20 protein-coding genes are annotated in these 21,993 nt (G+C 60.2%); 6 read left to right on the forward strand and 14 right to left on the reverse strand.

From position 1 onward, the window contains the following. Nucleotides 1–10 precede the first annotated feature (10 nt). The gene (gene lipA / locus QZR14_RS07980) at nucleotides 11–1,009 is read left to right on the forward strand and encodes a lipoyl synthase (RefSeq protein WP_160768663.1); all 999 of its coding nucleotides are present in this window, start codon (nucleotides 11–13) and stop codon (nucleotides 1,007–1,009) included. A gap of 172 nt (nucleotides 1,010–1,181) precedes the next feature. Next, nucleotides 1,182–2,129, forward strand: coding sequence for a S66 peptidase family protein (locus tag QZR14_RS07985; RefSeq protein WP_311996280.1), 948 nt, complete (start codon nucleotides 1,182–1,184; stop codon nucleotides 2,127–2,129). 103 nt (nucleotides 2,130–2,232) lie between these two features. On the opposite strand, the gene QZR14_RS07990 is transcribed toward QZR14_RS07985, so the two are convergent. From QZR14_RS07990 to leuS, 5 genes are all read right to left on the reverse strand, one after another. After that, the gene (locus QZR14_RS07990; RefSeq protein WP_311996281.1) at nucleotides 2,233–3,555 is read right to left on the reverse strand and encodes a lytic murein transglycosylase; all 1,323 of its coding nucleotides are present in this window, start codon (nucleotides 3,553–3,555) and stop codon (nucleotides 2,233–2,235) included. Nucleotides 3,556–3,615: 60 nt separating this feature from the next. Continuing rightward, entirely contained in the window at nucleotides 3,616–3,780 is a 165-nt protein-coding gene (gene arfA, locus QZR14_RS07995) for an alternative ribosome rescue factor ArfA (RefSeq protein ID WP_053124158.1), read from the reverse strand. A 174-nt stretch (nucleotides 3,781–3,954) separates the two neighbouring features. Then, on the reverse strand, nucleotides 3,955–4,992 hold the full coding sequence (holA, locus tag QZR14_RS08000) for a DNA polymerase III subunit delta (RefSeq protein ID WP_311996282.1): 1,038 nt from the start codon (nucleotides 4,990–4,992) through the stop codon (nucleotides 3,955–3,957). Between the two features lie 39 nt (nucleotides 4,993–5,031). Next, the gene (locus tag QZR14_RS08005) at nucleotides 5,032–5,637 is read right to left on the reverse strand and encodes an LPS-assembly lipoprotein LptE (RefSeq protein WP_250607776.1); all 606 of its coding nucleotides are present in this window, start codon (nucleotides 5,635–5,637) and stop codon (nucleotides 5,032–5,034) included. Nucleotides 5,638–5,724: 87 nt separating this feature from the next. Continuing rightward, the gene (gene leuS, locus QZR14_RS08010; RefSeq protein WP_250607778.1) at nucleotides 5,725–8,331 is read right to left on the reverse strand and encodes a leucine--tRNA ligase; all 2,607 of its coding nucleotides are present in this window, start codon (nucleotides 8,329–8,331) and stop codon (nucleotides 5,725–5,727) included. 255 nt (nucleotides 8,332–8,586) lie between these two features. On the opposite strand from leuS, the gene QZR14_RS08015 reads away from it, so the two are divergent. Continuing rightward, the gene (locus tag QZR14_RS08015; protein ID WP_250607781.1) at nucleotides 8,587–8,910 is read left to right on the forward strand and encodes a hypothetical protein; all 324 of its coding nucleotides are present in this window, start codon (nucleotides 8,587–8,589) and stop codon (nucleotides 8,908–8,910) included. Between the two features lie 104 nt (nucleotides 8,911–9,014). Beyond that, the gene (locus QZR14_RS08020) at nucleotides 9,015–9,776 is read left to right on the forward strand and encodes a YdcF family protein (protein WP_123593166.1); all 762 of its coding nucleotides are present in this window, start codon (nucleotides 9,015–9,017) and stop codon (nucleotides 9,774–9,776) included. Nucleotides 9,777–9,862: 86 nt separating this feature from the next. On the opposite strand, the gene lnt is transcribed toward QZR14_RS08020, so the two are convergent. The 5 genes from lnt to miaB form a co-directional block, all read right to left on the reverse strand. Then, on the reverse strand, nucleotides 9,863–11,386 hold the full coding sequence (lnt, locus tag QZR14_RS08025) for an apolipoprotein N-acyltransferase (protein ID WP_311996283.1): 1,524 nt from the start codon (nucleotides 11,384–11,386) through the stop codon (nucleotides 9,863–9,865). A 14-nt stretch (nucleotides 11,387–11,400) separates the two neighbouring features. Then, nucleotides 11,401–12,240, reverse strand: coding sequence for an HlyC/CorC family transporter (locus QZR14_RS08030; protein WP_007909641.1), 840 nt, complete (start codon nucleotides 12,238–12,240; stop codon nucleotides 11,401–11,403). Nucleotides 12,241–12,245: 5 nt separating this feature from the next. Then, nucleotides 12,246–12,740, reverse strand: coding sequence for an rRNA maturation RNase YbeY (ybeY, locus tag QZR14_RS08035; RefSeq protein WP_250607789.1), 495 nt, complete (start codon nucleotides 12,738–12,740; stop codon nucleotides 12,246–12,248). Continuing rightward, on the reverse strand, nucleotides 12,733–13,731 hold the full coding sequence (locus QZR14_RS08040) for a PhoH family protein (RefSeq protein WP_250607791.1): 999 nt from the start codon (nucleotides 13,729–13,731) through the stop codon (nucleotides 12,733–12,735). Before QZR14_RS08040 ends, ybeY begins: the two co-directional genes overlap by 8 nt. A 177-nt stretch (nucleotides 13,732–13,908) precedes the next feature. After that, a complete protein-coding gene (gene miaB, locus QZR14_RS08045; RefSeq protein WP_311996284.1) occupies nucleotides 13,909–15,237 on the reverse strand; it encodes a tRNA (N6-isopentenyl adenosine(37)-C2)-methylthiotransferase MiaB in 1,329 nt (442 codons plus the stop codon). A 133-nt stretch (nucleotides 15,238–15,370) separates the two neighbouring features. On the opposite strand from miaB, the gene QZR14_RS08050 reads away from it, so the two are divergent. Continuing rightward, on the forward strand, nucleotides 15,371–15,700 hold the full coding sequence (locus QZR14_RS08050; protein ID WP_003185742.1) for a DUF1820 family protein: 330 nt from the start codon (nucleotides 15,371–15,373) through the stop codon (nucleotides 15,698–15,700). 54 nt (nucleotides 15,701–15,754) lie between these two features. Here QZR14_RS08050 and QZR14_RS08055 read toward each other — a convergent pair whose 3' ends face one another. The 4 genes from QZR14_RS08055 to QZR14_RS08070 all read right to left on the reverse strand — a co-directional run bounded on the left by QZR14_RS08055 (nucleotide 15,755) and on the right by QZR14_RS08070 (nucleotide 19,273). After that, complete coding sequence (locus tag QZR14_RS08055) at nucleotides 15,755–16,309, reverse strand: tetratricopeptide repeat protein (protein WP_250607793.1); 555 nt, start codon at nucleotides 16,307–16,309, stop codon at nucleotides 15,755–15,757. Between the two features lie 225 nt (nucleotides 16,310–16,534). Continuing rightward, the gene (hemL, locus tag QZR14_RS08060; RefSeq protein ID WP_250607795.1) at nucleotides 16,535–17,818 is read right to left on the reverse strand and encodes a glutamate-1-semialdehyde 2,1-aminomutase; all 1,284 of its coding nucleotides are present in this window, start codon (nucleotides 17,816–17,818) and stop codon (nucleotides 16,535–16,537) included. Between the two features lie 15 nt (nucleotides 17,819–17,833). Continuing rightward, complete coding sequence (gene thiE, locus QZR14_RS08065; RefSeq protein WP_250607797.1) at nucleotides 17,834–18,457, reverse strand: thiamine phosphate synthase; 624 nt, start codon at nucleotides 18,455–18,457, stop codon at nucleotides 17,834–17,836. Between the two features lie 18 nt (nucleotides 18,458–18,475). Further along, the gene (locus QZR14_RS08070; protein WP_007909650.1) at nucleotides 18,476–19,273 is read right to left on the reverse strand and encodes a hydroxymethylpyrimidine/phosphomethylpyrimidine kinase; all 798 of its coding nucleotides are present in this window, start codon (nucleotides 19,271–19,273) and stop codon (nucleotides 18,476–18,478) included. Between the two features lie 347 nt (nucleotides 19,274–19,620). Here QZR14_RS08070 and QZR14_RS08075 point away from each other — a divergent pair, with 347 nt between their 5' ends. After that, on the forward strand, nucleotides 19,621–21,975 hold the full coding sequence (locus tag QZR14_RS08075; RefSeq protein ID WP_311996285.1) for a 7TM diverse intracellular signaling domain-containing protein: 2,355 nt from the start codon (nucleotides 19,621–19,623) through the stop codon (nucleotides 21,973–21,975). Nucleotides 21,976–21,993: the final 18 nt, after the last annotated feature.

The raw sequence follows: 21,993 nt of genomic DNA on the forward strand, positions 1-21,993 counted from the left end.
AGTGCAAACCATGATCCCGACGCTCGACGTGACCGAGCGCCCGGCCCCGCGTCCCAAGGTAGAAGCGGGCGTCAAGCTGCGCGGCGCCGAGAAGGTTGCACGCATCCCGGTAAAGATCATTCCGACCACCGAACTGCCGAAGAAACCTGACTGGATTCGCGTGCGCATCCCGGTTTCGCCGGAAGTCGACCGTATCAAGAGCCTGCTGCGCAAGCACAAGCTGCACAGCGTTTGCGAAGAAGCATCCTGCCCGAACCTCGGTGAGTGCTTCTCCGGCGGCACCGCGACCTTCATGATCATGGGTGACATTTGCACCCGTCGCTGCCCGTTCTGCGACGTCGGCCACGGCCGTCCGAAGCCACTGGACGTCAACGAGCCGGAAAGCCTGGCCATCGCCATTGCCGACCTCAAGCTCAAGTACGTGGTGATCACCTCGGTTGACCGCGACGACCTGCGTGACGGCGGTGCTCAGCACTTCGCGGACTGTATCCGCGAAATCCGCAAACTGTCGCCGAACGTGCAGCTGGAAACCCTGGTTCCGGATTACCGTGGCCGCATGGACATCGCCCTGGAAATCACCGCGGCCGAGCCACCGGACGTGTTCAACCACAACCTGGAAACCGTACCGCGCCTGTACAAGGCTGCGCGCCCGGGTTCGGATTACCAGTGGTCGCTGACCCTGCTGCAACGCTTCAAGCAGATGATGCCGCACATTCCGACCAAATCCGGCCTGATGCTGGGGCTGGGTGAGACCGATGAAGAAGTCATCGAAGTGATGAAGCGCATGCGCGAGCACGACATCGACATGCTGACCCTCGGTCAGTATCTGCAACCGTCGCGCAGCCATTTGCCGGTGCAGCGTTTCGTGCACCCGGACACCTTCGCCTGGTTCGCCGAGGAAGGTTACAAGATGGGCTTCAAGAACGTTGCTTCGGGCCCGCTGGTGCGTTCTTCGTACCACGCCGATGAGCAAGCGAAGCTGGTCAAGGCTGAGCTGCTGGGTTCCTGATCCTGCCCTGAATGAAAAATGCCCGCCGAGGCTTTAACGCCCGGCGGGCATTTTTTTGCCTGTCTTACATTCAATGCTGACTTTTCCTGCAACCTGCGGCGTAGCCTAGCCTCTTCTGTTTACCGCCGTTCCTGACTACTGTGTGTGCAATGACTCACAGGGAGATCCAAGGATGACCGTTCGACCGACCCACACACTTTGCCCGCACAGAGCCGTGCCCGCGTTGCCCTCAGAAGGGTTGATCGGCGTTATTGCACCTGCCGGGCCCGGTGCTCTGGACACTGACAAGGCGGTGCAATGGATGCGCGCCCGTGGCTATGGGCTGAAGGTGTTTCCCGGTGTCTACGAGAAGGACGGCTATCTGGCCGGCAGCGACGACGTGCGCCTGCGCGATCTGCACGCGGCGTTCGCTGATCCCGAGGTCGACGCCATTATTTGCCTGCGCGGCGGCTACGGCACACCACGGCTGCTTGACCGGATCGATTACGGCCTGCTGAGCCGCCATGCCAAGCCATTCGTTGGCTACAGCGACATCACCGCGCTGCACCTGGCCATCAGTCGATACGCAGGATTCGTGACGTTTCACGGGCCGCTGCTCAATGCTGACCTGTTGGGCGACAAGGAGCCGCCGACCGTCACTTCGTTCTTCGCCATGCTGCGTGGGCAAATGAAGGCGGGGAGTGTGCTCAGACATCCGGTGGCGTATCCGTTGACTACGGTCGAACCCGGCATCGCGCACGGGCGCTTGCTCGGCGGCAATCTGGCGATGATCGCCGCAACGTTGGGCACGCCTTACGAGATAGATGTCGAAGGTGTGATTCTGCTGATTGAAGACATCAACGAGCCGTTGTATCGCATCGACCGGTTGCTGACGCAGATGCGTCTGTCCGGCAAGTTGGCCAGATTGCGGGGCGTGCTGGTCGGGGACGTGGCGGGGGTGGAAGTCGCGGCACTGAACCGCTTGCTCAAGCAGACTTTCGAGCCGTTGCGGATTCCGGTGTTGTCGGGGTGGCGTAGCGGGCATTGCGATCCAAACCTGACGTTACCGATGGGCGCGCTGGTGCGGCTGGATGCGGGGAAGCAGGAATTGATGCTGGAGCAGGATGTCGTCACCCGATAGTGTGTGGGTGAAGCAAAAAGATCGCAGCCTTCGGCAGCTCCTACAGGGGATTGATATTTGCCCTGTAGGAGCTGCCGAAGGCTGCGATCTTTTGATTTTTACTTTATTGATTGCGCAGGCTTTCCAGCAGCTTATGCGTCGGATAACCATCCGCCGGCCAGCCAAGTGACTGCTGGGCACTGCGAATCGCCTTGCGCGTATTCGCGCCGATAATCCCGTCCGCCGTGCCGGCATCGTAATTGCGCGCACTCAGCAGGGTTTGCAACTCGATACGCTCGGTACGGCTCAGCGGCAGGTCATCTTTCGGCCAGCTGCCGTTGATCAGGCCACCACCGTTGAAGCGCTCCGACAACAGACCGATAGCCAAGGCATATGATGAGGAGTTGTTGTACCTGAGGATCGCCCGAAAGTTGTCGAAGATCAGGAACGCGGGGCCACGATAGCCCGCCGGCAGCAACAGGGCAGCAGACAATTGCTCCGAACCGGCTGGCACCTGAGCGCCGTTTGGCAGGGTTACGCCCAACTGACGCCATTCAGCGACGCTCTTGCGAATCGCACCGTCCGCCAGCGTGTAGTTGAACGTGCTCGGCAGCTCTACTTCAAAACCCCAGGGTTGACCACGTTGCCAGCCGGAGCTTTGCAGGTAATGTGCAGTCGAGGCCAGGGCATCAGCAGGGCTGCCCCAGATATCGCGGCGGCCATCGCCGTCAAAATCCACGGCATGGGTGTGGTAGTTGGTCGGAATGAACTGGGTCTGCCCCATGGCGCCAGCCCACGAGCCGAGCATTTTCTCCGGCGTGATATCACCCTGTTGCAGGATCTGCAGCGCCGCGATCAGTTGTGCATGGGCAAACCCCGGGCGGCGGCCTTCATAAGCGAGGGTGGCCAGCGAGTTGATCACTGACTTGCTGCCCTGGAACTGGCCAAAGTTGCTTTCCATGCCCCATACCGACACCAGTGCCCGACGGTCAACACCATAACGCTGCTCGATGACTTGCAAAATATCGGCGTACTGGCTGATCAGCGCCTGACCTTTACGCACACGCAGTGGCGAGATTGCGCCGTCAAGGTATTCCCACACTGGGCGGGAAAACTCCGGCTGGCTGCGGTCGGCCCGAATCACGCTGGCATCGAAACTGACATTGGCAAAGGCGCGATCGAACACGTCGGGGTGAATCCCGGCGGCCAAGGCATCCTTGCGGAAGCCTGCCTGCCATTCGGCAAAGGTCTGGGTAGGCTGAAGATCAAGAGAGTCAGCGGACGGCACTACCGGCGGGATAATCGCTGGGGCCGTGGCGACAGGCGCTGCTTGAAGGGGTTGCGCATCGGCGGCGGTCGGTTTTTCCGCGCAGGCGACAAGCAGAATGAAGCTGGAGGCAGCGATCAATTGGCGAACAGGCCAACGACGGGAAAGACTTAGGGGCATGCACAGTTCCAGGAAAACGAATCAGGTGCAGACCTTAACATGAGCGGGGGGTACTGCGCTTCAAGCAGCCAGAAAGTAAGAAGCCTCCCAGCTGTCAGACTGGAAGGCTTCGCGGCGGTAGCTGCCTTTACCCTTGGTTGGTCGTTCCTGGCGACTGCGGAACAGGGGCTGGGCGACGATGGATTTGGCCTTGTTGGGGCCATGTTTCGCTGGCTTTTTGCTCATGAGGGTTCTCTCGATCGGGTGGTTTTGCGGGGGAAATAATCTGCCTATGTTGGGTGTCTGTCTATAGGGCAAATGCAGGTGTTTTTGTAGGAAAACAAGATCAAAAGATCGCAGCGTGCCGCAGTTCCTACAGGGATCAGTGTAGGAGCTGCCGGAGGCTGCGATCTTTTGAGCTTATTCGGCAGGCAATGACAGACGCTGGCCAGACATCAACAGCGCCAAGCGACTCAGGCTCATCCAGGGTGAGCCGGCCGCCTGGCCCTTGATCTGCGCATCAATACGCTGCGCCTCAAGCAACAACTGCGCCCAGCGTCGCGCCGAATAGCGTTGCAACGCTTTGCTCATCAGGGGTTTGCGCTTGTCCCAGACCGGCGGTTTCGCCTGGCTGAAGCACTTGTCCAGCGGCGTGCCCTGACTGTATTGCAACGAGATGTTGGCCAACAGCCGCAGCTCCCGCGCCAGCGCCCAGAGAATCACCGGTGGTTCGACACCTTCACCGCGCAAGCCTTCAAGCATGCGCAAGGCGTGAGCCGGTTCGCCGTTGAGCACGGCATCGGTCAGGCCGAACACGTCGAAGCGGGCACTGTCGGCCACGGCGGCCTGCACGGTTTCGACGGTGATCTGCCCGCCTTCTGCCATCAATTTGAGCTTCTCGATTTCCTGCGCGGCGGCGAGCAGGTTGCCCTCGACGCGCGCGGCAATCAGTTCGACCGCGTCCTGACTGGCGGACAAACCGGCCTGAGACAAGCGCTGACGAATCCAGCTCGGCAACTGATTGGCGTCCACCGGCCAGATCTGGATGAACTGGGTCTGCTGGCCTTCCACCAGCGCCTTGCCCCACTTGGTCTTCTGCGCGCTGCCATCGAGCTTGGGCAGGCTGACCAGAAGAACCGTGTCTTCAGCGGGACGCGAGCAGTATTCGATAAGCGCCGCAGCCCCTTTGTCACCGGGTTTGCCCGAAGGCAGGCGCAGCTCCAGCAGGCGTTTTTCCGCGAACAGCGACATGCTGGCGCCGGCTTGCAGCAACGTGCCCCAATCGAAATTGGCGTCAGCGGCAAAGACCTGGCGTTCGTCAAAACCTTGCTGGCGCGCAGCACTGCGGATGGCGTCGGCGGCTTCCTGGCACAGTAGCGGGTCATCGCCGCTGATGATGTAGACAGGGCCGAGAGCGCCTTGCAGGTGTTTTGCGAGTTGAGCGGGTGCGAGCTTCATAAGAAAGGTCGAGCGGGGCGCCTGAGCGCCCCGAACGTCTTACTGCTGCGGTACTTCGAGCGGCGACTGGCGCGGGGTTTCCGCTTCAGCTTTTTGCGCCGCTTCGAGCGCGTCGGCTTCTGCCTTGGCGCGGTTATTGGCAGCTTGCTGCAGTTGCTCCAGTTGACCTGGGGTCAGCTGTTGCAGACGCAGCATCATGCGTTGAACCAGCTCGCGACGCATTTCACGACGGGCGTCGTTGGCTTCCTGATCCGAGCCCACGAGGTTGTTACCGTCGTGGATAAACACCTTTTGCACTTCAAGCTTGTCATTCAGCAGTTGCAGGTTCTTGTCACCACGGATCTCGTAGTTCAGGACAGTGTTGACCTGATATTCGCCTGTGCGGCCGGCACCGGCATAGCTGAGGATGCGCTGGCTTTCCTGCTCGTCAGCCAGGAACAGCTTGTATGGCGCGCCGCTGTAAACCTTGACGCCGCTCGACTCCAGTACCTGACGCAGTTGCGTCACAGTCTCGCCGTAGGCGTTGCGGGCGCTCAGATCAAGTTCCTTGATCGTCAGTTCGTTGGTGCCGGTGCCGCGCAGCTGGAAACCGCAGGCGCTCAACAGAACGGCGAGGCCCATCACCAGCAGATTGCGTTTGATCATTGTGTTGCTCCCCTTGAAACCACGTGGGCCGACTGTACGACCCGAAAGGTTTTACTTGGCGCCAGGCGAACCTGACGCCCGATCCAATTAGCTGGCGACGATGTTGACCAGTTTCCCCGGTACAACGATCACTTTGCGAATCGTCAGGCCGTCGACGAAACGCAGGACGTTTTCGTTGGCGCGAGCTGCCGCTTCCACTTCTTCACGCGTTGCACTGGCCGGCATTTCGATCTGGCCGCGCAGTTTGCCGTTGACCTGGATAACCAGGGTCAGGCTGTCCTGCACCAAAGCGCTTTCATCCACTGCTGGCCAACCAGCGTCGATAACGGCGTCGGCGTGGCCCAGCTTGTTCCACAGTTCGTGGCTGATGTGCGGCGTGATAGGCGCCAGCAACAGCGTCACGGCTTCCAGACCTTCGTGAATCAGTGCGCGATCCTGCTCGGTCGCTTGCGCGGCTTTTTCCAGCACGTTCATCAGCGTCATCACCTGGGCGATGGCGGTGTTGAATTTGTGGTTCTGGCCGACGTCGTGGCTGGCTTGCTTGATGGCCACGTGAATGGCGCGGCGCACGGCTTTCTGTTCGTCGTTCAGGCTGGCGATGTCCAGTTTGCCAGGCAGACCCTGACTAACGTGGGCTTGCGCCAGGCGCCAGACGCGCTTGAGGAAGCGGTGCGAACCTTCGACGCCGGAGTCGGACCATTCGGCGCTCATGTCGGGCGGCGAAGCGAACATCATGAACAGGCGGCAGGTATCGGCGCCGAACTGATCGATCATCGATTGTGGGTCAACGCCGTTGTTCTTCGACTTGGCCATCTTCTCGGTGCCACCGATTTCCACCGGCAGGCCGTCGGATTTCAGCTTGGCGCTGATCACCTTGGCTTTGCTGTCACGCTCAAGTTCTACGTCTGCGGGGTTGAACCAGGTGTAGGCACCATTGGCTTCGCGACGGTAGTAGGTTTCGGCGATCACCATGCCTTGGGTCAGCAGGTTCTTGAACGGCTCGTTGGAGCTGACCAGGCCTTCGTCACGCATCAGCTTGTGGAAGAAGCGCGCGTAGAGCAGGTGCAGAATCGCGTGTTCGATACCGCCGATGTACTGATCGACCGGCAGCCAGTGGTCGGCGGCGGATTTTTCCACCAGGCCACCTTCAAAGTGCGGCGAGGCGTAGCGGGCGTAGTACCACGACGACTCGACGAAGGTGTCCATGGTGTCAGTTTCACGCTTGGCAGGCTGGCCGCATTTCGGGCAAGCGCACTCGTAAAACTCGGGCATGCGTGCCAGCGGCGAACCGGCGCCGTCCGGCACCACGTCTTCCGGCAGAACGACAGGCAGTTGATCTTCCGGTACCGGCACGTCACCGCAGGCATCGCAGTGGATGATCGGGATCGGGCAGCCCCAGTAGCGCTGACGGCTGATGCCCCAGTCGCGCAGGCGGAACTGGGTGCGCGAGGCGCCCAGTTCTTTCTTGATCAGGGCCACTTCCATGGCGTCGAACGCGCCGGCGAAGTCGAGACCGTCGAATTCACCGGAGTTGATCAGCGTGCCGTGTTCGCCGTAGGCGTCTTGCCACGGGGCCGGGTTGGTGTCGCCGGAGCTGGTGCGCACCACCGATTTAACCGGCAGGTTGTACTTATGAGCGAATTCGAAATCGCGCTCGTCGTGCGCCGGTACTGCCATTACAGCGCCATCGCCGTAGTGCATCAGTACGTAGTTGGCGACCCATACCGGCAGTTTTTCACCGGTCAGCGGGTGCTCGACGAACAGGCCGGTCGGCAGGCCTTTCTTCTCTTGTGTGGCGACATCGGCTTCAGCGACGCTGCCGCCCTTGCATTCAGCGATGAACGCTTGCAGCTCGGTGTTGTTTTTCGCTGCCAGGGTGGCCAGTGGGTGCTCGGCAGCCACGGCGACATAGGTCGCGCCCATCAGGGTGTCCGGACGGGTGGTGAAGACTTTCAGGGTCCCGGCTTCGCCGATCGAGTCGACGTTGTACGGGAACTGCACTTCCATGCCACGGGATTTGCCGATCCAGTTACGCTGCATGGTCTTGACCTGTTCAGGCCAGCCAGTCAGCTCGTCGAGGCTCTCCAGCAGCTCATCCGCGTAAGCGGTGATCTTGAAGTAGTACATCGGGATTTCGCGCTTTTCGATCAGCGCGCCGGAACGCCAGCCGCGACCGTCGATCACCTGTTCGTTAGCCAGAACGGTCTGGTCGATCGGGTCCCAGTTCACGGTGCCGTTTTTACGGTAGATCACGCCTTTTTCGAACAGGCGAGTGAACAGCCATTGTTCCCAGCGGTAGTAATCCGGCTTGCAGGTGGTCACTTCGCGCGACCAGTCGACCGCCAGACCCAGGCTACGCAGCTGGGTTTTCATGTAGGCGATGTTTTCGTAGGTCCACTTGGCCGGCGCGACGTTGTTCTTCATCGCGGCGTTTTCCGCCGGCATGCCGAATGCGTCCCAACCCATCGGTTGCAGAACGTTCTTGCCGAGCATGCGCTGGTAGCGGGAGATCACGTCGCCGATGGTGTAGTTGCGCACGTGCCCCATGTGTAGCTTGCCGCTGGGGTAAGGGAACATCGACAGGCAGTAGTAGGTTTCCTTGCCTGGCTGTTCACTGACTTCAAAGGACTTTTGCTCGTCCCAGAATGATTGGGCGGCGGCTTCGATTTCACGGGGCTGATATTGTTCGTGCATGGCTACTTTTGTACTGGATAGGGGTGGCCTAATCCTCTTCAACGCAGGTGCCGGGGTTGGCCCGGACGAGCTGGAAGTGGAATTACAGGAAGCGCCGTAGCATACATGACCGCGCTCGGCCTAGGGAAACCCTGATTACAGCTGTTTGCCCCGGCAAATCCGTGGCGAGGGCCGTTGGTCGCGGCGTGCAGCCGGTTTGTACAGCGAAGCTAAGCTCTTAATGGGGAGTGAGTCTTATCTTCAATGAGGTGAGGGATGGTGGAGCAACGGCAAAAAAACGTGACGAAACCCGAGTTGTACGAAAGGTTGATCGATCGTCTGGGTGTGGCCCTGGACGCTGTAAAAACCGCTGACCGGCTGCGCGACGAGCGCCCCCTGGAACTGGAATTGCGTGGCTTGAGCCCCGCCGAGTTCAAACTGGTCAAGGCCTATCTGGATCGCAGTGAACGTGAAACGCACGGTTGCTTGTCACAGGCAGTGAAGCAACTCGATGCAACACATTCGGCCAAGGTCATCTGGCTCAAGGACAAGGCACCCGGCAGAGACACCGTCAAGGTTCGCTCTGTGCAGGCCAAGTAAGCGCATGGCAGGTCAAGAACCGGATCTTTTTCAACAGGATCCCACCTATTGGTTGTAACGCTTTATTAACACTCTTAGGCTTCGGGCATCTGTGGAGATGCTCGATGCCTTTTCGTTATTTCATCAAACAACTTTTATTGCCGCCCGGCATTCTTTTACTGCTGTTGCTGGCTGCGTGGTGGCTGCGCCGCTCGCGGCCGCGACTGGCGGGCGTGTGTTTTGCCCTTGGCTTTGGCGGCCTGTGGCTGATGAGCCTGCCGGTGGTCGTGCAGTGGGGCGCCAAAGCACTTGAGCGCGAACCACCGCTGGCCCGTGAAGAATGGGCGACGCTGGCGCAACGGGCCGATGCGATCGTAGTGCTGGGTTCCGGTCGCGAGCGCGGTGATCTGGCCTGGGGAGAGGATCAGCCGACCGGTGTGGGGCTTGAGCGTCAGCGGTATGCGGCACGGCTGGCGAAGGCATCCGGTTTGCCGATTCTGACCACGGGTGGCTTGCATTACGGTACGCCGCCGACCGAGGCGAAGTTGATGGCGGATTCGCTGCGCGACGATTTCGGTGTGACTGTGCGTTGGCAGGAAGGTGAGAGCCGTACCACGTGGGAAAACGCCAAGTTTACCGCCGATATCTTGTTGCCGCAGGGGATCAAGCGCGTGGTGGTCGTGACACAGGCCTGGCACATGCCGCGCTCGGTGTGGAGTTTTCAACAGGCGGGTTTTGAGGTGGTGCCAGCGCCGGTCGGGTTTCTGGGCACCGATAACGCAAGGCCGTTTGGTGGCTGGCTGCCGGAGTTCAAGTCGATCTGGCAGAGCGGGCAATTGTTGAATGAGGCGGTTGGGCAGGTGGGGTATTCGCTGTTTTACCGCTGAAGATCAAAAGATCGCAGCCTGCGGCAGCTCCTACAGGGAAAATACAAATTCTGTGTAGGAGCTGCCGCAGGCTGCGATCTTTTGCTTTAGAGGGTTTTTGACATCCGGCTAGCCATCAGTGCCCAGCCAAACAACAGCACGCACAGGATGATCAATGGCCACGAGCGCCATTGCAGGTACGGCGTCAGGTTGTGCATCGGCACCACTTCACCGTACAGAATGCCCTGTTCAAACTGCGGGATCTGTTCGGTGATCTGCCCGAACGGGTTGATCAGTCCGGTCACACCATTGTTAGTCGCGCGGATCATCCAGCGTCCGGCCTCAAGCGCACGCATCTGCGCCATCTGCAGATGTTGCAGCGGGCCAATCGAGGTGCCGAACCAGGTGTCGTTGCTGATCGTCAGCAGCAAATCGCTGCGCGCTGACAAGCTGGCGGCAAACTCTGGATACACCACTTCGTAGCAGATGAACGGTGCGATCTGATAACCCTTGGCCTGCAACAACGCCTGATCGGCCGGGCCACGGGCGAAGTCGGACATTGGCAGGTCGAAGAAGGCGATCAGTCCGCGCAATACATCCTGCAACGGCACGTATTCACCGAACGGCACCAGTTTCTGCTTCAGGTAGGTGCCATCGCCTTCGCCGACCACGGTGATGCCATTGAAGAAGCGTCTTTCGCCGTGCACCGTCTGGCGGATCGGCACCCCCGTGATCAACGCCGATTTACGCTCGGCGGCGAAGGTGCCCATCATGTTCAGGTAGCCTTCGGCGGACTCCTTGAGCACTGGCACGGCGGTTTCCGGCCAGATCAGCAGGTCCACCGGTTTCGAACGGAAGCTCAGATCGCGGTACAGCGCCAGTTGCGCATTGAGTTCGGCCGGGTCCCATTTCATGCTTTGCGCGACGTTGCCTTGAATCGCGGCAACGCTCAGTGGTGCGCCGGACGGGCTGGTCCAGGCGTGGCCCTTGAGCGCAATGCCAGCCAGCCATGGCCCCACCAACAGCACCAGACCGGCAGCGACAAAACCTTTGCGGCCGGTTTGCAGCAGGCGTGGCGCGTTGTAGATCAGTGCTGCGGTCAATGCCAGCACGAACGACACCAGCCACATGCCACCGACTGGCGCGAGTCCGGCCAACGGGCCGTCGAGCTGGCTGTAGCCCGAGTACAACCACGGAAAGCCAGTGAGGAACCAGCCGCGAAACGCTTCCTGACCGACCCACAACGCGGCAAACGCCAGCGCGTCGGCCAGCGGAGCCTCGTTGCGGCGCAACCAGCGCGCCCAGACCCACCCGGGCAGGGCGAAGAAAAACGCGATCGCTGCGGTAAACAACAACATCAGGAAACCGGCCAACAGCACCGAGGCACCACCGAAATGGTGGATGCTGTAATAGATCCAGCTGGTGCCGGCACCGAACAGGCCGAAACCGAAGCACCAGCCACGGCCCAGCGCCTGACGCGGGCTCAGCTCGCGCAAACCGGCATAGAACAAGCCGACCGCCAGCAGAGCCAGCGGCCAGATGTTGAACGGCGCGAGAGCGAAGGTGGTGATTGCACCGGCCGCCACGGCCAGCAGATTACCGGGCCAGCCGGGGCGGGTTGTCCAGCGCATTTCAGTCCTTAGAATTAACGAGCAATTGGCGTCAGTCGCAGCAAATGAATCCGACGGCTGTCGGCGTTCAGAATGCGGAAACGATAGGCGCCGATTTCAGTGATTTCGTTGCGTTTTGGCAAGTGCCCGAACGCGCTCATCACCAGGCCGCCGACCGTGTCGAACTCGTCGTCGGAGAATTCGCTGTCGAAGAACTCGTTGAAGTTCTCGATCGGCGTCAGGGCCTTGATCAGGAAGTCACCGCTGGGCAGCGGCTTGATGTAGCTGTCTTCTTCGACGTCGTGCTCGTCTTCGATATCGCCGACGATCTGTTCCAGCACGTCTTCGATGGTCACCAGACCGGCCACGCCGCCGTATTCGTCAATGACGATGGCCATGTGGTTGTGGTTGGCGCGGAACTCGCGCAGCAACACGTTCAGACGCTTGGACTCCGGCACGAAGGTAGCCGGGCGCAGCAGATCCTTGATGTTGAAGCTGTCGCCGTTCTCTTTGAGGATCAGCGGCAGCAGATCCTTGGCCAGCAGCACACCCATCACGTCGTCATGACTTTCGCCGATGACCGGATAGCGCGAGTGGGCCGAGTCGACCACGGCCGGGAGGAATTCACGGGGAGTCTGGGTCGCCTTGATGCTGATCATCTGCGAGCGCGGCACCATGATGTCGCGAACTTGCAGGTCAGCCACCTGAATGGCGCCTTCGACGATGGCCAGCGCTTCACTGTCCAGCAGTTTGTTCTGATGTGCATCACGCAGCAGCTCAAGCAGCTCCTGGCGGTTCTTCGGCTCGTGGGCAAAAGCCTGGGTCAGTTTACCCAGCCATGACTTCTGCCCGTTGCTCGATCGATCTTCGCTCATAGCGATTACTCTGAATCCTTTGTTGTAACGATAGGGGATGTTTCGGGTTCGTCGTCCGCGTACGGATCGGGATAACCCAATTCGCCAAGCAACTCGCGTTCCAGTGCTTCCATTTCTTCGGCTTCTTCGTCATCTATATGGTCGTAACCAAGCAGATGCAAGCAGCCGTGAATGACCAGATGTGCCCAGTGGGCCTTTAGTTCCTTGCCTTGTTCGGCCGCTTCGCGCTCAACCACGGCCACGCAGATCACCAGATCGCCGAGCAGCGGGATATCGAGAAACTCGTCGGGCACGTCAGCCGGGAACGACAGGACGTTGGTCGCGTAATCCTTCTGGCGCCAGGTGTGATTGAGCTCACGGCCTTCTTCCTCGTCGACCAGACGAATGGTCATTTCCGAGTCAGCGGTGCGCTGGCGCAGAGCCAGTTCGCACCACAGGCGGAAGTCGGCTTCACTCGGCGCAGACGCTTCGGTCGCGATTTGCAGATCCAGCTCAAGCATCGCGCGAGGTTTCCTTGGGTGCTTCGTCACGGTTTTCGAAGCGCTCGTAGGCTTCGACGATCCGCTGTACCAGAGGATGGCGCACGACGTCTTTAGGCTGGAAGTGCGTGAAGCTGATGCCCGGCACGTCTTTAAGGACTTCGATCACATGGTGCAGGCCCGACTTGGTGCCACGCGGCAGGTCGACCTGGGTGATGTCGCCGGTAATGACTGCAGTGGAACCGAAGCCGATCCGGGTCAGGAACATTTTCATCTGTTCGACGGTGGTGTTCTGGCTTTCGTCGAGAATGATGAAGCTGTTGTTCAGCGTACGACCGCGCATGTAGGCCAGCGGCGCAACTTCGATCACTTGACGTTCGATCAGCTTGGCCACGTATTCGAAGCCGAGCATTTCGTAGAGTGCGTCATAGAGCGGGCGCAGGTACGGGTCGATCTTCTGCGACAGATCGCCGGGCAGGAAACCGAGCTTTTCACCCGCCTCAACCGCCGGGCGCACCAGCAGGATGCGGCGGATCTGCTCGCGCTCCAGTGCATCGACCGCGCAGGCCACGGCCAGATAGGTCTTGCCGGTACCGGCCGGGCCTATGCCGAAATTGATGTCGTTACCGAGTATTTCCTTCACGTAGCGCAACTGATTCAAGCCGCGAGGGCGAATCATGCCTTTTTTGGTGCGCAGGGCGACGGAGGCTTCCGCAGGAGCGTGGTTATCCAGCTCGACGACGGCTGATTCCTGCAGAAACAGGTGAACCATATCTGGCGACAACTCCGTACCCTTGGTTTCGCGGTACAGGCGGCGAATCAGATTTTCCGCAGACGTGGTGTGCTTGGAGTCGCCGATCAGCTCGAACTGGTTTCCGCGGTTGCGGATCTCGATGCTCAGGCGCTGTTCGATCAAGCGCAAATGCTCGTCGAATTGCCCGCACAGATTGGCGAAGCGATGAGCCTCAAAGGGCTCGAGAATAAAACGATGTGGTTCTATGGGAGCGTTCAAGGTCGTATTTAGCCGCCCTGGGGCAATTGAGATGAAATCAAGGATAACGCCAGAGGCTTGGGTGCGAAAGCTCTTAAATATTCTTGGCGTCGAGACCGTCAAGATCGCAGCCTTCGGCAGCTCCTACAGGGGAATGTAATCCATGTAGGAGCTGCCGAAGGCTGCGATCTTTTGCATTTATTGGATCAGCGAGCCGCGCAGCGAGTGCGGTTGCGCCGCGTCGATGTGCACGTCGGCGAACTGGCCAATCAGGGTCGGATTATCGCAGCGGAAATTGACGATACGATTATTCTCGGTGCGCCCTTGCAGTTCGCCCGGGTCTTTCTTCGAGTAATCGGTGACCAGAATGCGCTGGATCGAACCGACCATTTGTCGGCTGATCTCGAAACCTTGCTGGTTCAGGCGATGTTGCAAGGCATTCAGGCGTTCTTTCTTCAGCTCTTCCGGGGTGTCGTCGGCCAGATCGGCCGCCGGCGTGCCCGGGCGCTGGCTGTAAACGAAGGAATAGGAGAAGTCGAAACCGACATCGGCAATCAGCTTCATGGTCTGTTCGAAGTCTTTCTCGGTCTCGCCGGGGAAGCCGACGATGAAGTCAGAGCTGATGCAGATGCCCGGTACAGCGGCGCGCAGTTTGCGCAGCTTGGACTTGTATTCCAGCGCGGTGTGGTTGCGCTTCATCGCCGCCAGAATCCGGTCCGAACCCGATTGCACCGGCAAGTGCAGGTGTTTCACCAGCTCCGGCACTTCGGCATGGGCCTGGATCAGGCTGTCGGAGAACTCCAGCGGGTGCGAAGTGGTGTAGCGGATGCGGTCGATGCCGTCGATGGCGGCGACTACGCGGATCAGTTCCGCCAGATCGGCCAGTCGACCGTCATGGGTCGTACCGCGATAACCGTTGACGTTCTGCCCCAGCAGGGTCACTTCACGCACGCCGTTTTCGGCGAGGTGGATGATCTCGGCGATCACGTCGTCAAACGGCCGGCTGACCTCTTCGCCTCGGGTGTAAGGCACTACGCAGAACGTGCAGTACTTGCTGCAACCTTCCATCACCGATACATAAGCACTCGGGCCGTCGATGCGTGGCTCGGGCAAATGGTCGAATTTTTCGATTTCCGGGAACGACACGTCGACTTGCGGCAGCTTGCTGCTGCGCGCGGCGTCGATCATTTCCGGCAGACGGTGCAGGGTCTGCGGACCGAAGACCACGTCGACGTACGGTGCGCGATCACGGATCGCCGCGCCTTCCTGGCTGGCCACGCAACCGCCGACGGCGATCACCATGTCCGGGTTGGCCAGTTTCAGTTCGCGCCAGCGACCCAGTTGCGAGTACACCCGGTCCTGAGCGCGCTCGCGGATCGAGCAGGTGTTGAGCAGAATCACGTCGGCGTCTTCCGCGCGCGCGGTGACTTCCAGGGCCTGATGTTCACCCAGCAGATCGACCATGCGCGAGCTGTCGTACTCGTTCATCTGGCAACCGTGGGTTTCGATGTAAAGCTTCTTGGCCATGGATTAGGGTCATCACGTGATTCAAAGAACCGCGCATTATAGGGAACAAGCCCTCAGGTTCCTACCGCTGCGCGTCCGGTGGCTATGCTATAGTTTGCGCCCTCATTTTTATCCCCGATGTTATCCCCCCGCCATGACCAAACGCGAAGCTCCAATCTATAAGGTGATTTTCCTCAACCAGGGCCAGGTGTTCGAAATGTACGCCAAGCAGATCTATCAAAGTGATCTGTGGGGTTTTCTGGAAGTGGAAGAGTTCGTCTTTGGCGAGCGCACGCAAGTGGTCGTCGACCCGAGCGAAGAAAAGCTCAAGGCGCAGTTCGAAGGCGTGGTGCGCAGCTTTGTGCCGATGCATTCGATCGTGCGCATCGACGAGGTGGAACGTCTGGGCACGCCGAAAATCAGCGAAGCCCGCGGCGCGGTCGGCAATGTGATGCCGTTTCCGATGCCGATGCCTGAGAAGTAACAGCAGATTCTGGATGCTGATCATTCCCACGCAGAGCGTGGGAACGATCGCTGATCAGGGAAGAGGCGAGAACGGCGTACGCCCATCGGCGCTCTGCAGTTCCATGAGGTATTTACGGAAAATTTGCCCGAGCACCTGGGTCGCGGTTTCGAGATCTTCGCGGGACATTTTTTCGGCGACTTCGTCGGCCGTGTCCAGTGCATCTTCGGCACCGTTGACCGCAGCCATCTTCAGCACGATATACGCCTGGATATTGTTGGCCTGCACGCCTTCACCGTGGAAGAACATGGTGCCGAGTTTGAATTGCGCCTGAGCGTGGCCTTGCAGCGAGGCTTTTTCGAAATAGCTCAGGGCTTGATTGAGGTCGCGCGGCGCGTTCTTGCCGTCGTAGTAGAACTCACCCAACTCGTATTGCGCTTGTGCATCCCCTTCGTCCGCCGCTTTCTGGCAGGCGGCCAGTGCCTGCGTGACGTCTTGCGGCTGAGTATTGAGGGTGCAACGACCCATCGCCGGGATCAACAACGAGTTGCCGCCTGCTTGTGCATGCGCGAGCAGGGGCTGAAGGAGCAACAGGCAGCCCAAGGCAAGGGTGCGGCCGGTGCGGTTCATGGGAATCGACTTACCTCTGAAGGGCACGCGGACCCATCGAGGGATCCAATAAGCGCGCATTATGAAATAAGCAGGGCCAACCTTACAAAGTCTTTACTCGTTTTTCTGCTGCGCGGGGAATATATCGCCCGCTTTAGGGGAGATTTTTAGCAGCAGGGTGGGAAAAACGGCGTGGGTGTAGGTGAAAGCTGACGCTGGCGATAGCCAACGTCAGCGGTGCGACGATTATTTCAATGCGGCGAAGGCGCGCTCGGCAGCGTCCAGGGTCAGTTGCAACTCGGCTTCACCGTGGGCAATCGAAGTGAAACCGGCTTCGAAGGCGCTTGGTGCCAGGTACACGCCACCTTCCAGCATCAGGTGGAAGAAACGACCGAACAGGGCCGCGTCGCTGGCCATCACGTCTTCAAAGGTGACGATGTCATCGGCGCCGCTGAAGTACAGACCGAACATGCCGCCTGCCTGAGTGGTCACGAACGGAATGCCAGCCGCATCAGCGCGCTGTTGCAGACCGTCGAGCAGACGCGTGGTGTAGTCGGTCAGCTCGGCGTGGAAACCCGGACGGCTGATCAGACGCAGGGTGGTCAAACCGGCGGCCATGGCCAACGGGTTACCCGACAGCGTGCCGGCCTGATACACCGGGCCCAGCGGCGCGATGCGCTGCATGATTTCACGCTTGCCGCCGAAGCAGCCCACCGGCATGCCGCCGCCGATGATCTTGCCGAACGTGGTCAGGTCAGGATTGACCCCGTAGTACGCCTGAGCACCGCCGAGGGCGACGCGGAAACCGGTCATCACTTCGTCGAAAATCAGCACCACACCATGCTTGTCGCACAGCGAACGCAAACCTTCGAGGAAGCCTGGCGCCGGAGGTACGCAGTTCATGTTGCCGGCCACCGGCTCAACGATGATGCAGGCCACTTCCTGGCCGACTTCAGCGAGCATCTTTTCCACAGCGTCGATGTCGTTGAACGGCAGGGTCAGGGTGTGTTTGGCGAATGCTGCCGGCACACCGGCCGAGCTTGGCACGCCTTGGGTCAATGCGCCGGAACCGGCCTTGACCAGCAGGCTGTCGGAGTGACCGTGGTAGCAGCCTTCGAACTTGATGATGCTGTCGCGGCCGGTGTAACCACGGGCCAGACGGATCGCACTCATGGTTGCTTCGGTGCCGGAGCTGACCATGCGCACCATGTCCATCGACGGCACCAGCGAGCAGACCAGATCGGCCATCTCGGTTTCCATCGCGGTCGGCGCGCCGTACGACAAGCCGTGTTGCAGCTGATTGCGCACCGCGTCGAGCACGTCCGGGTGGCTGTGACCGAGGATCATCGGCCCCCACGAGCCGACGTAATCGACATAACGCTTGTCGTCTTCGTCAGTGACGTAAGCGCCTTCGGCGTGCTTGAAGAACAGCGGCGTGCCGCCCACGCTCTTGAACGCGCGAACCGGCGAGTTCACGCCTCCGGGAATGTGTTTCTGGGCATTGGCAAACAGCGTTTCGGAACGAGACATGATCGGGCTCTCAAATCAGATTTTCAGTAATTCGTTGAACGCGCGGGCGCGGCGGGTCACTTCAGCGGTGTTTTCGGCGCCGAACAGGCCGTGAACCACAGCGAGCAGGTCGACCCCACGGGCCACCAGCGGCGCGGCGTTGTCGAGGGTGATGCCGCCAATCGCGCAGATCGGCAGGTGCAGCGTACGTTTGGCCTCGTCGAGCAGGTCGAGGCTGCAGGTCGGCGCGCCAGGCTTGGTGTTGGAGTTGAAGAAGCGACCGAAGGCGACATAGCTCGCGCCCTCTTTGGCCGCTTGTTCGGCCAGCGCGATTTGCGCGTGGCAGGTCGAACCGATGATGGCTTTGGAACCGAGCAGCGCGCGGGTCGGCGATAGTGGGCCGTCGGTCTGGCCCAAGTGCACGCCGACGTTGAGGCGCGCGGCCAGTTCGGCATCATCGTTGATGATCAGCTGCGTCTTGTAGCGCTCGCACAAATTGCGCAACGCTTCGGCCTCGCGCAGACGACGGGCCTCGTCACTGCTCTTGTCGCGGTATTGCAGCAGGGTGACGCCGCCTTCCAGCGCCGCCTCCACGTACGACAGAAACTTGCCCGCCAGCAGTGTGCTGTCGGTAATGGCATACAGGCCACGTAGTTTCATCAGGCAGACCTCACGACGTTACGAGCAAAAATCCAGCGGCAGACGACGCGGGACGAACTGGCCTTTGCCCAGTTGTTCGGCATCGCGCAGGGTTCGCCAAGTGTAATCCAGTGCACTGCGTACAGCGCTGGCCAGATGTTCGCCCTGAGCCAGACGACCGGCCAAAGCGCTGGCCAATGTGCAGCCGGAGCCGTGATAGCTGCCCGGCAGACGCTGGCAGATAAAGGTTTCACGCAGACCATCGCGGCTGTACACGCGATTATGGATTTCAGTTTCGTCGCCGTGGCCGCCGGTGATCAGCAGGTTCTTGACGAACGGCAGGAGTTTTTCAGCGCACTCGTCGGCGGTGCCTTCCGGCAGTTCGGCGAGGATGCGCGCTTCGGGAAGGTTGGGGGTGGCAATGATCGACAGCGGCAGCAGGCGCTCGCGCATTGCATAGCCGACCTCGTCCTTGCCCAGGCGTCCGCCGCCACCGGCGCGCAGCACCGGGTCGCAGACCACCGGCAAGTGCGGGTGCGCCGAAAGCAGTTCGACAACGGTGTCGACCATTTCCAGCGAACCGAGCATGCCCAGTTTGACCGCCGCGACTTCGGAGTCGTTGAGCACGGCATTGGCCTGGGCCAGTACCCACTCACGGTCGAGGACGCGGAAGTCAGTGACGTTGACGGTGTCTTGCACGGTCAGGGCGGTGACGGCCGGAGCCGCATGGCAACCCTGCGCGAGCAAGGCTTCGATATCTGCCTGCAGGCCGGCGCCACCACTGGGGTCGTGGCCGGAGAGACAGAGGACAACGGGGCGGGAGCTGTAGATATTCATGGTGCGCGAGCTTACCACCAAAGCTGATTTTCGGGTGTGGGCGGTAGCGCAAGATCAAAAGATCGCAGCCTGCGCCAGCTTCTGCAAGGATCGCGTTTCCATGTAGGAGCTGCCGCAGGCTGCGATCTTTTGATCTTCTTGACCAACTCAACAGCTCTAGCCCGCTGCTTTGCTCTGAAACGCCCGTTCTAGAGCCTTTGTAGGAAAAATTTCGATGGTGCTCAATGGCCATCAACGGCTATGCTAGTCTGGATCCAAACCAATAACAGGTAATACCGGTTTTACGTCTACTCAAAGGGAATGGGGGGGCTTCCTGACACAACCGGACGAGCCACGCTGGGGCTTCAATGCGCTATTTGCTGATGTTGTTGTTCTGCTTGCCCCTCATGGCGAGCGCCGTCGAATTCGACGAATTTACCCAGAGCCTCCCTCTGGGCCGGTCGCTGCAAGTGTTCGAAGACCCGAGCGGTCAGGCGAGCATTGCCGATGTTCGCGCGCAGGCCGCTGCCGGTCATTTCAAAGCCCACGATAAAGCCACGCTCAATGCCGGTTACTCGCGCTCGGCGTTCTGGCTGAAGATCGACCTGCATTACCGTCCGAGCAATTCCGCCGCCCAGCGCACCTGGCTGCTGGAGCTGGCGTATCCACCGCTCGATCATCTCGACCTCTATCTGCCTGACGCCAGTGGCGACTACCGTCTCGTCCGGCAGACCGGCGATGCCTTGCCGTTCGCCAGTCGCGAGATCCGCCAGAACAACTATTTGTTCGACCTTTCATTCAAACCCGATCAACAGCAAACCGTGTACCTGCGACTGGCCAGCGAAGGCTCGATTCAGGCACCGGTAACGTTGTGGTCGAGCACGGCGTACCTCGAAGATCAGCCGGTGCGCCTGTATGTGCTCGGCATCATTTATGGCGTGCTGCTCGGGATGCTGGTCTACAACCTGTTCATCTACCTGAGCGTGCGTGACACCAGTTACCTCTATTACATCTTCTATATCGCTTCGTTCGGCCTTTATCAGTTGTCGGTGAATGGCGCGGCGGTGGAGTATTTCTGGCCGGACAATCCGTGGTGGGCCAACGCGGCCACGCCGTTCTTCATCGGTTGCGCGGGCTTGTTCGGCAGTCAGTTCGCTCGTAGCTTCCTGCAGACCAAACACCACAGCCGCTGGCTCGATCGCTTGCTGATTGCACTGATCGCGTTCGGCGCGCTGGTGGTTGGCTTGTCGCTGATGACCAGTTACGCGTTGTCGCTGCGCCTGGCGACGATACTGGCGCTGACCTTCACCGTGGTGATTTTCGCCGCCGGGATTCTGGCCTGGTGGCGCGGCTTGCGGGTGGCGCGTTATTTCATCATTGCCTGGTCGGCATTTCTGCTCGGCGGCATCGTCAACACGCTGATGGTGCTCGGCCTGCTGCCGAACGTGTTCCTGACCATGTACGCCAGCCAGATCGGCTCGGCCATCGAAGTCGCGCTGCTGTCGCTGGCACTGGCCGACCGCATCAATGCAATGCGTGAGCAACAGGCGCAGACCTTGTACGACGCCGGGCAGAAACTCGAAGTGCTCAACCAGCAACTGGCGCACAGCAACAAGCTCAAGGATGAATTCCTCGCGACCCTGACCCACGAACTGCGCACGCCGATGAACGGTGTGATCGGTTCGCTGGAACTGATGCAGACCGTCGAGCTGGATCCGGAACTCGAGCAATACCAGCAGACCGCCGCCGGTTCCGCGCGGGACATGATGCGCATGGTCAACGGCATCCTCACCCTCACCGAATTGCAGGCCGGCAAGCTCAAGGCCTCGCCGGGCAGCTTCAGCCTGCGTGCGGTGGTCGAGGCGTTGCGAGTGCAGTTCGACGGCAACGCGGCGAGCAAGTCGCTGGACTTCAAGGTCGAGGTGCTGCCGACCCTGCCGGATCGCCTGCACGGCGACAGCGCCAAACTGGCGCAATGCCTGGAATGCCTGCTGGACAACGCGATCAAGTTCACTCGCGTCGGTGGGCTGGCGCTGCGCGTGACTGGCAAACCATCGACGGACAATCGTCTGGCGTTGTCATTTGCAGTGATCGACACCGGCATCGGTTTTACCGATCTGGGCGAGGCGACGATGTACCAGCGCTTCTTCCAGCTCGACGGTTCGATGACCCGCGAATACGGCGGCCTGGGCGTGGGGCTGGCGATCTGCCGACAGTTGGTCGAGCTGCTTGGTGGCAAGCTTACTCATCGCTCCGAACCCGGGCGTGGCAGCCGTTTTCAACTGGACGTCGAGTTTGAACTGCCGGCGGTTGAATCTGCACCGATCGCCGCGCCTTCGCACGATTGCGTACGTGCGGCGCAGGACTGCACAGTGCTGCTGGTGGACGACAACAGCGTCAACCAACTGGTGATGCGCGGGATGTTGCTCAAGCTCGGCTTTCGCGTGCGCACCGCCGACAGTGGCGTGGCGGCACTGGATTGTTTGCAGCGTGAAACCTTCGATGCAGTGCTCATCGATTGCCAGCTACCTGCTCAGGAGGGCGCAGCGCTGTGCTGCCAGATTCATGCATTGCCGGGCTGCGCGAATTTGCCGGTGTTTATGCTCGCGCTGACCGCTGAGCGGGAACTTTGCACACTTGGCGCGCCTGTCGATTACTTGAACAAACCGGTGAAATTCGAAGAGTTGCAGTCCGCGCTGGAGCGGCGGGTGCTGTGCTGCTGATAGGGTAAAAGCGCCGCC

The sequence above is a fragment of the Pseudomonas sp. rhizo66 genome, assembly GCF_031931925.1.
Taxonomy (GTDB): domain Bacteria; phylum Pseudomonadota; class Gammaproteobacteria; order Pseudomonadales; family Pseudomonadaceae; genus Aquipseudomonas.

Excerpts from the sequence above, each read along its gene's own strand:
- QZR14_RS08055 (WP_250607793.1), bottom strand. The coding sequence starts at position 16,309 with ATGAACCGCACCGGCCGCACCCTTGCCTTGGGCTGCCTGTTGCTCCTT.
- thiE (WP_250607797.1), bottom strand. The coding sequence starts at position 18,457 with ATGAAACTACGTGGCCTGTATGCCATTACCGACAGCACACTGCTGGCG.
- ybeY (WP_250607789.1), bottom strand. The coding sequence starts at position 12,740 with ATGCTTGAGCTGGATCTGCAAATCGCGACCGAAGCGTCTGCGCCGAGT.
- lnt (WP_311996283.1), bottom strand. The coding sequence starts at position 11,386 with ATGCGCTGGACAACCCGCCCCGGCTGGCCCGGTAATCTGCTGGCCGTG.
- arfA (WP_053124158.1), bottom strand. The coding sequence starts at position 3,780 with ATGAGCAAAAAGCCAGCGAAACATGGCCCCAACAAGGCCAAATCCATC.
- QZR14_RS08070 (WP_007909650.1), bottom strand. The coding sequence starts at position 19,273 with ATGAATATCTACAGCTCCCGCCCCGTTGTCCTCTGTCTCTCCGGCCAC.
- miaB (WP_311996284.1), bottom strand. The coding sequence starts at position 15,237 with ATGGCCAAGAAGCTTTACATCGAAACCCACGGTTGCCAGATGAACGAG.
- hemL (WP_250607795.1), bottom strand. The coding sequence starts at position 17,818 with ATGTCTCGTTCCGAAACGCTGTTTGCCAATGCCCAGAAACACATTCCC.
- QZR14_RS08005 (WP_250607776.1), bottom strand. The coding sequence starts at position 5,637 with ATGATCAAACGCAATCTGCTGGTGATGGGCCTCGCCGTTCTGTTGAGC.
- QZR14_RS08030 (WP_007909641.1), bottom strand. The coding sequence starts at position 12,240 with ATGAGCGAAGATCGATCGAGCAACGGGCAGAAGTCATGGCTGGGTAAA.
- QZR14_RS07985 (WP_311996280.1), top strand. The coding sequence starts at position 1,182 with ATGACCGTTCGACCGACCCACACACTTTGCCCGCACAGAGCCGTGCCC.
- QZR14_RS08050 (WP_003185742.1), top strand. The coding sequence starts at position 15,371 with ATGACCAAACGCGAAGCTCCAATCTATAAGGTGATTTTCCTCAACCAG.
- QZR14_RS08075 (WP_311996285.1), top strand. The coding sequence starts at position 19,621 with ATGCGCTATTTGCTGATGTTGTTGTTCTGCTTGCCCCTCATGGCGAGC.
- QZR14_RS08015 (WP_250607781.1), top strand. The coding sequence starts at position 8,587 with ATGGTGGAGCAACGGCAAAAAAACGTGACGAAACCCGAGTTGTACGAA.
- leuS (WP_250607778.1), bottom strand. The coding sequence starts at position 8,331 with ATGCACGAACAATATCAGCCCCGTGAAATCGAAGCCGCCGCCCAATCA.
- holA (WP_311996282.1), bottom strand. The coding sequence starts at position 4,992 with ATGAAGCTCGCACCCGCTCAACTCGCAAAACACCTGCAAGGCGCTCTC.
- QZR14_RS07990 (WP_311996281.1), bottom strand. The coding sequence starts at position 3,555 with ATGCCCCTAAGTCTTTCCCGTCGTTGGCCTGTTCGCCAATTGATCGCT.
- lipA (WP_160768663.1), top strand. The coding sequence starts at position 11 with ATGATCCCGACGCTCGACGTGACCGAGCGCCCGGCCCCGCGTCCCAAG.
- QZR14_RS08020 (WP_123593166.1), top strand. The coding sequence starts at position 9,015 with ATGCCTTTTCGTTATTTCATCAAACAACTTTTATTGCCGCCCGGCATT.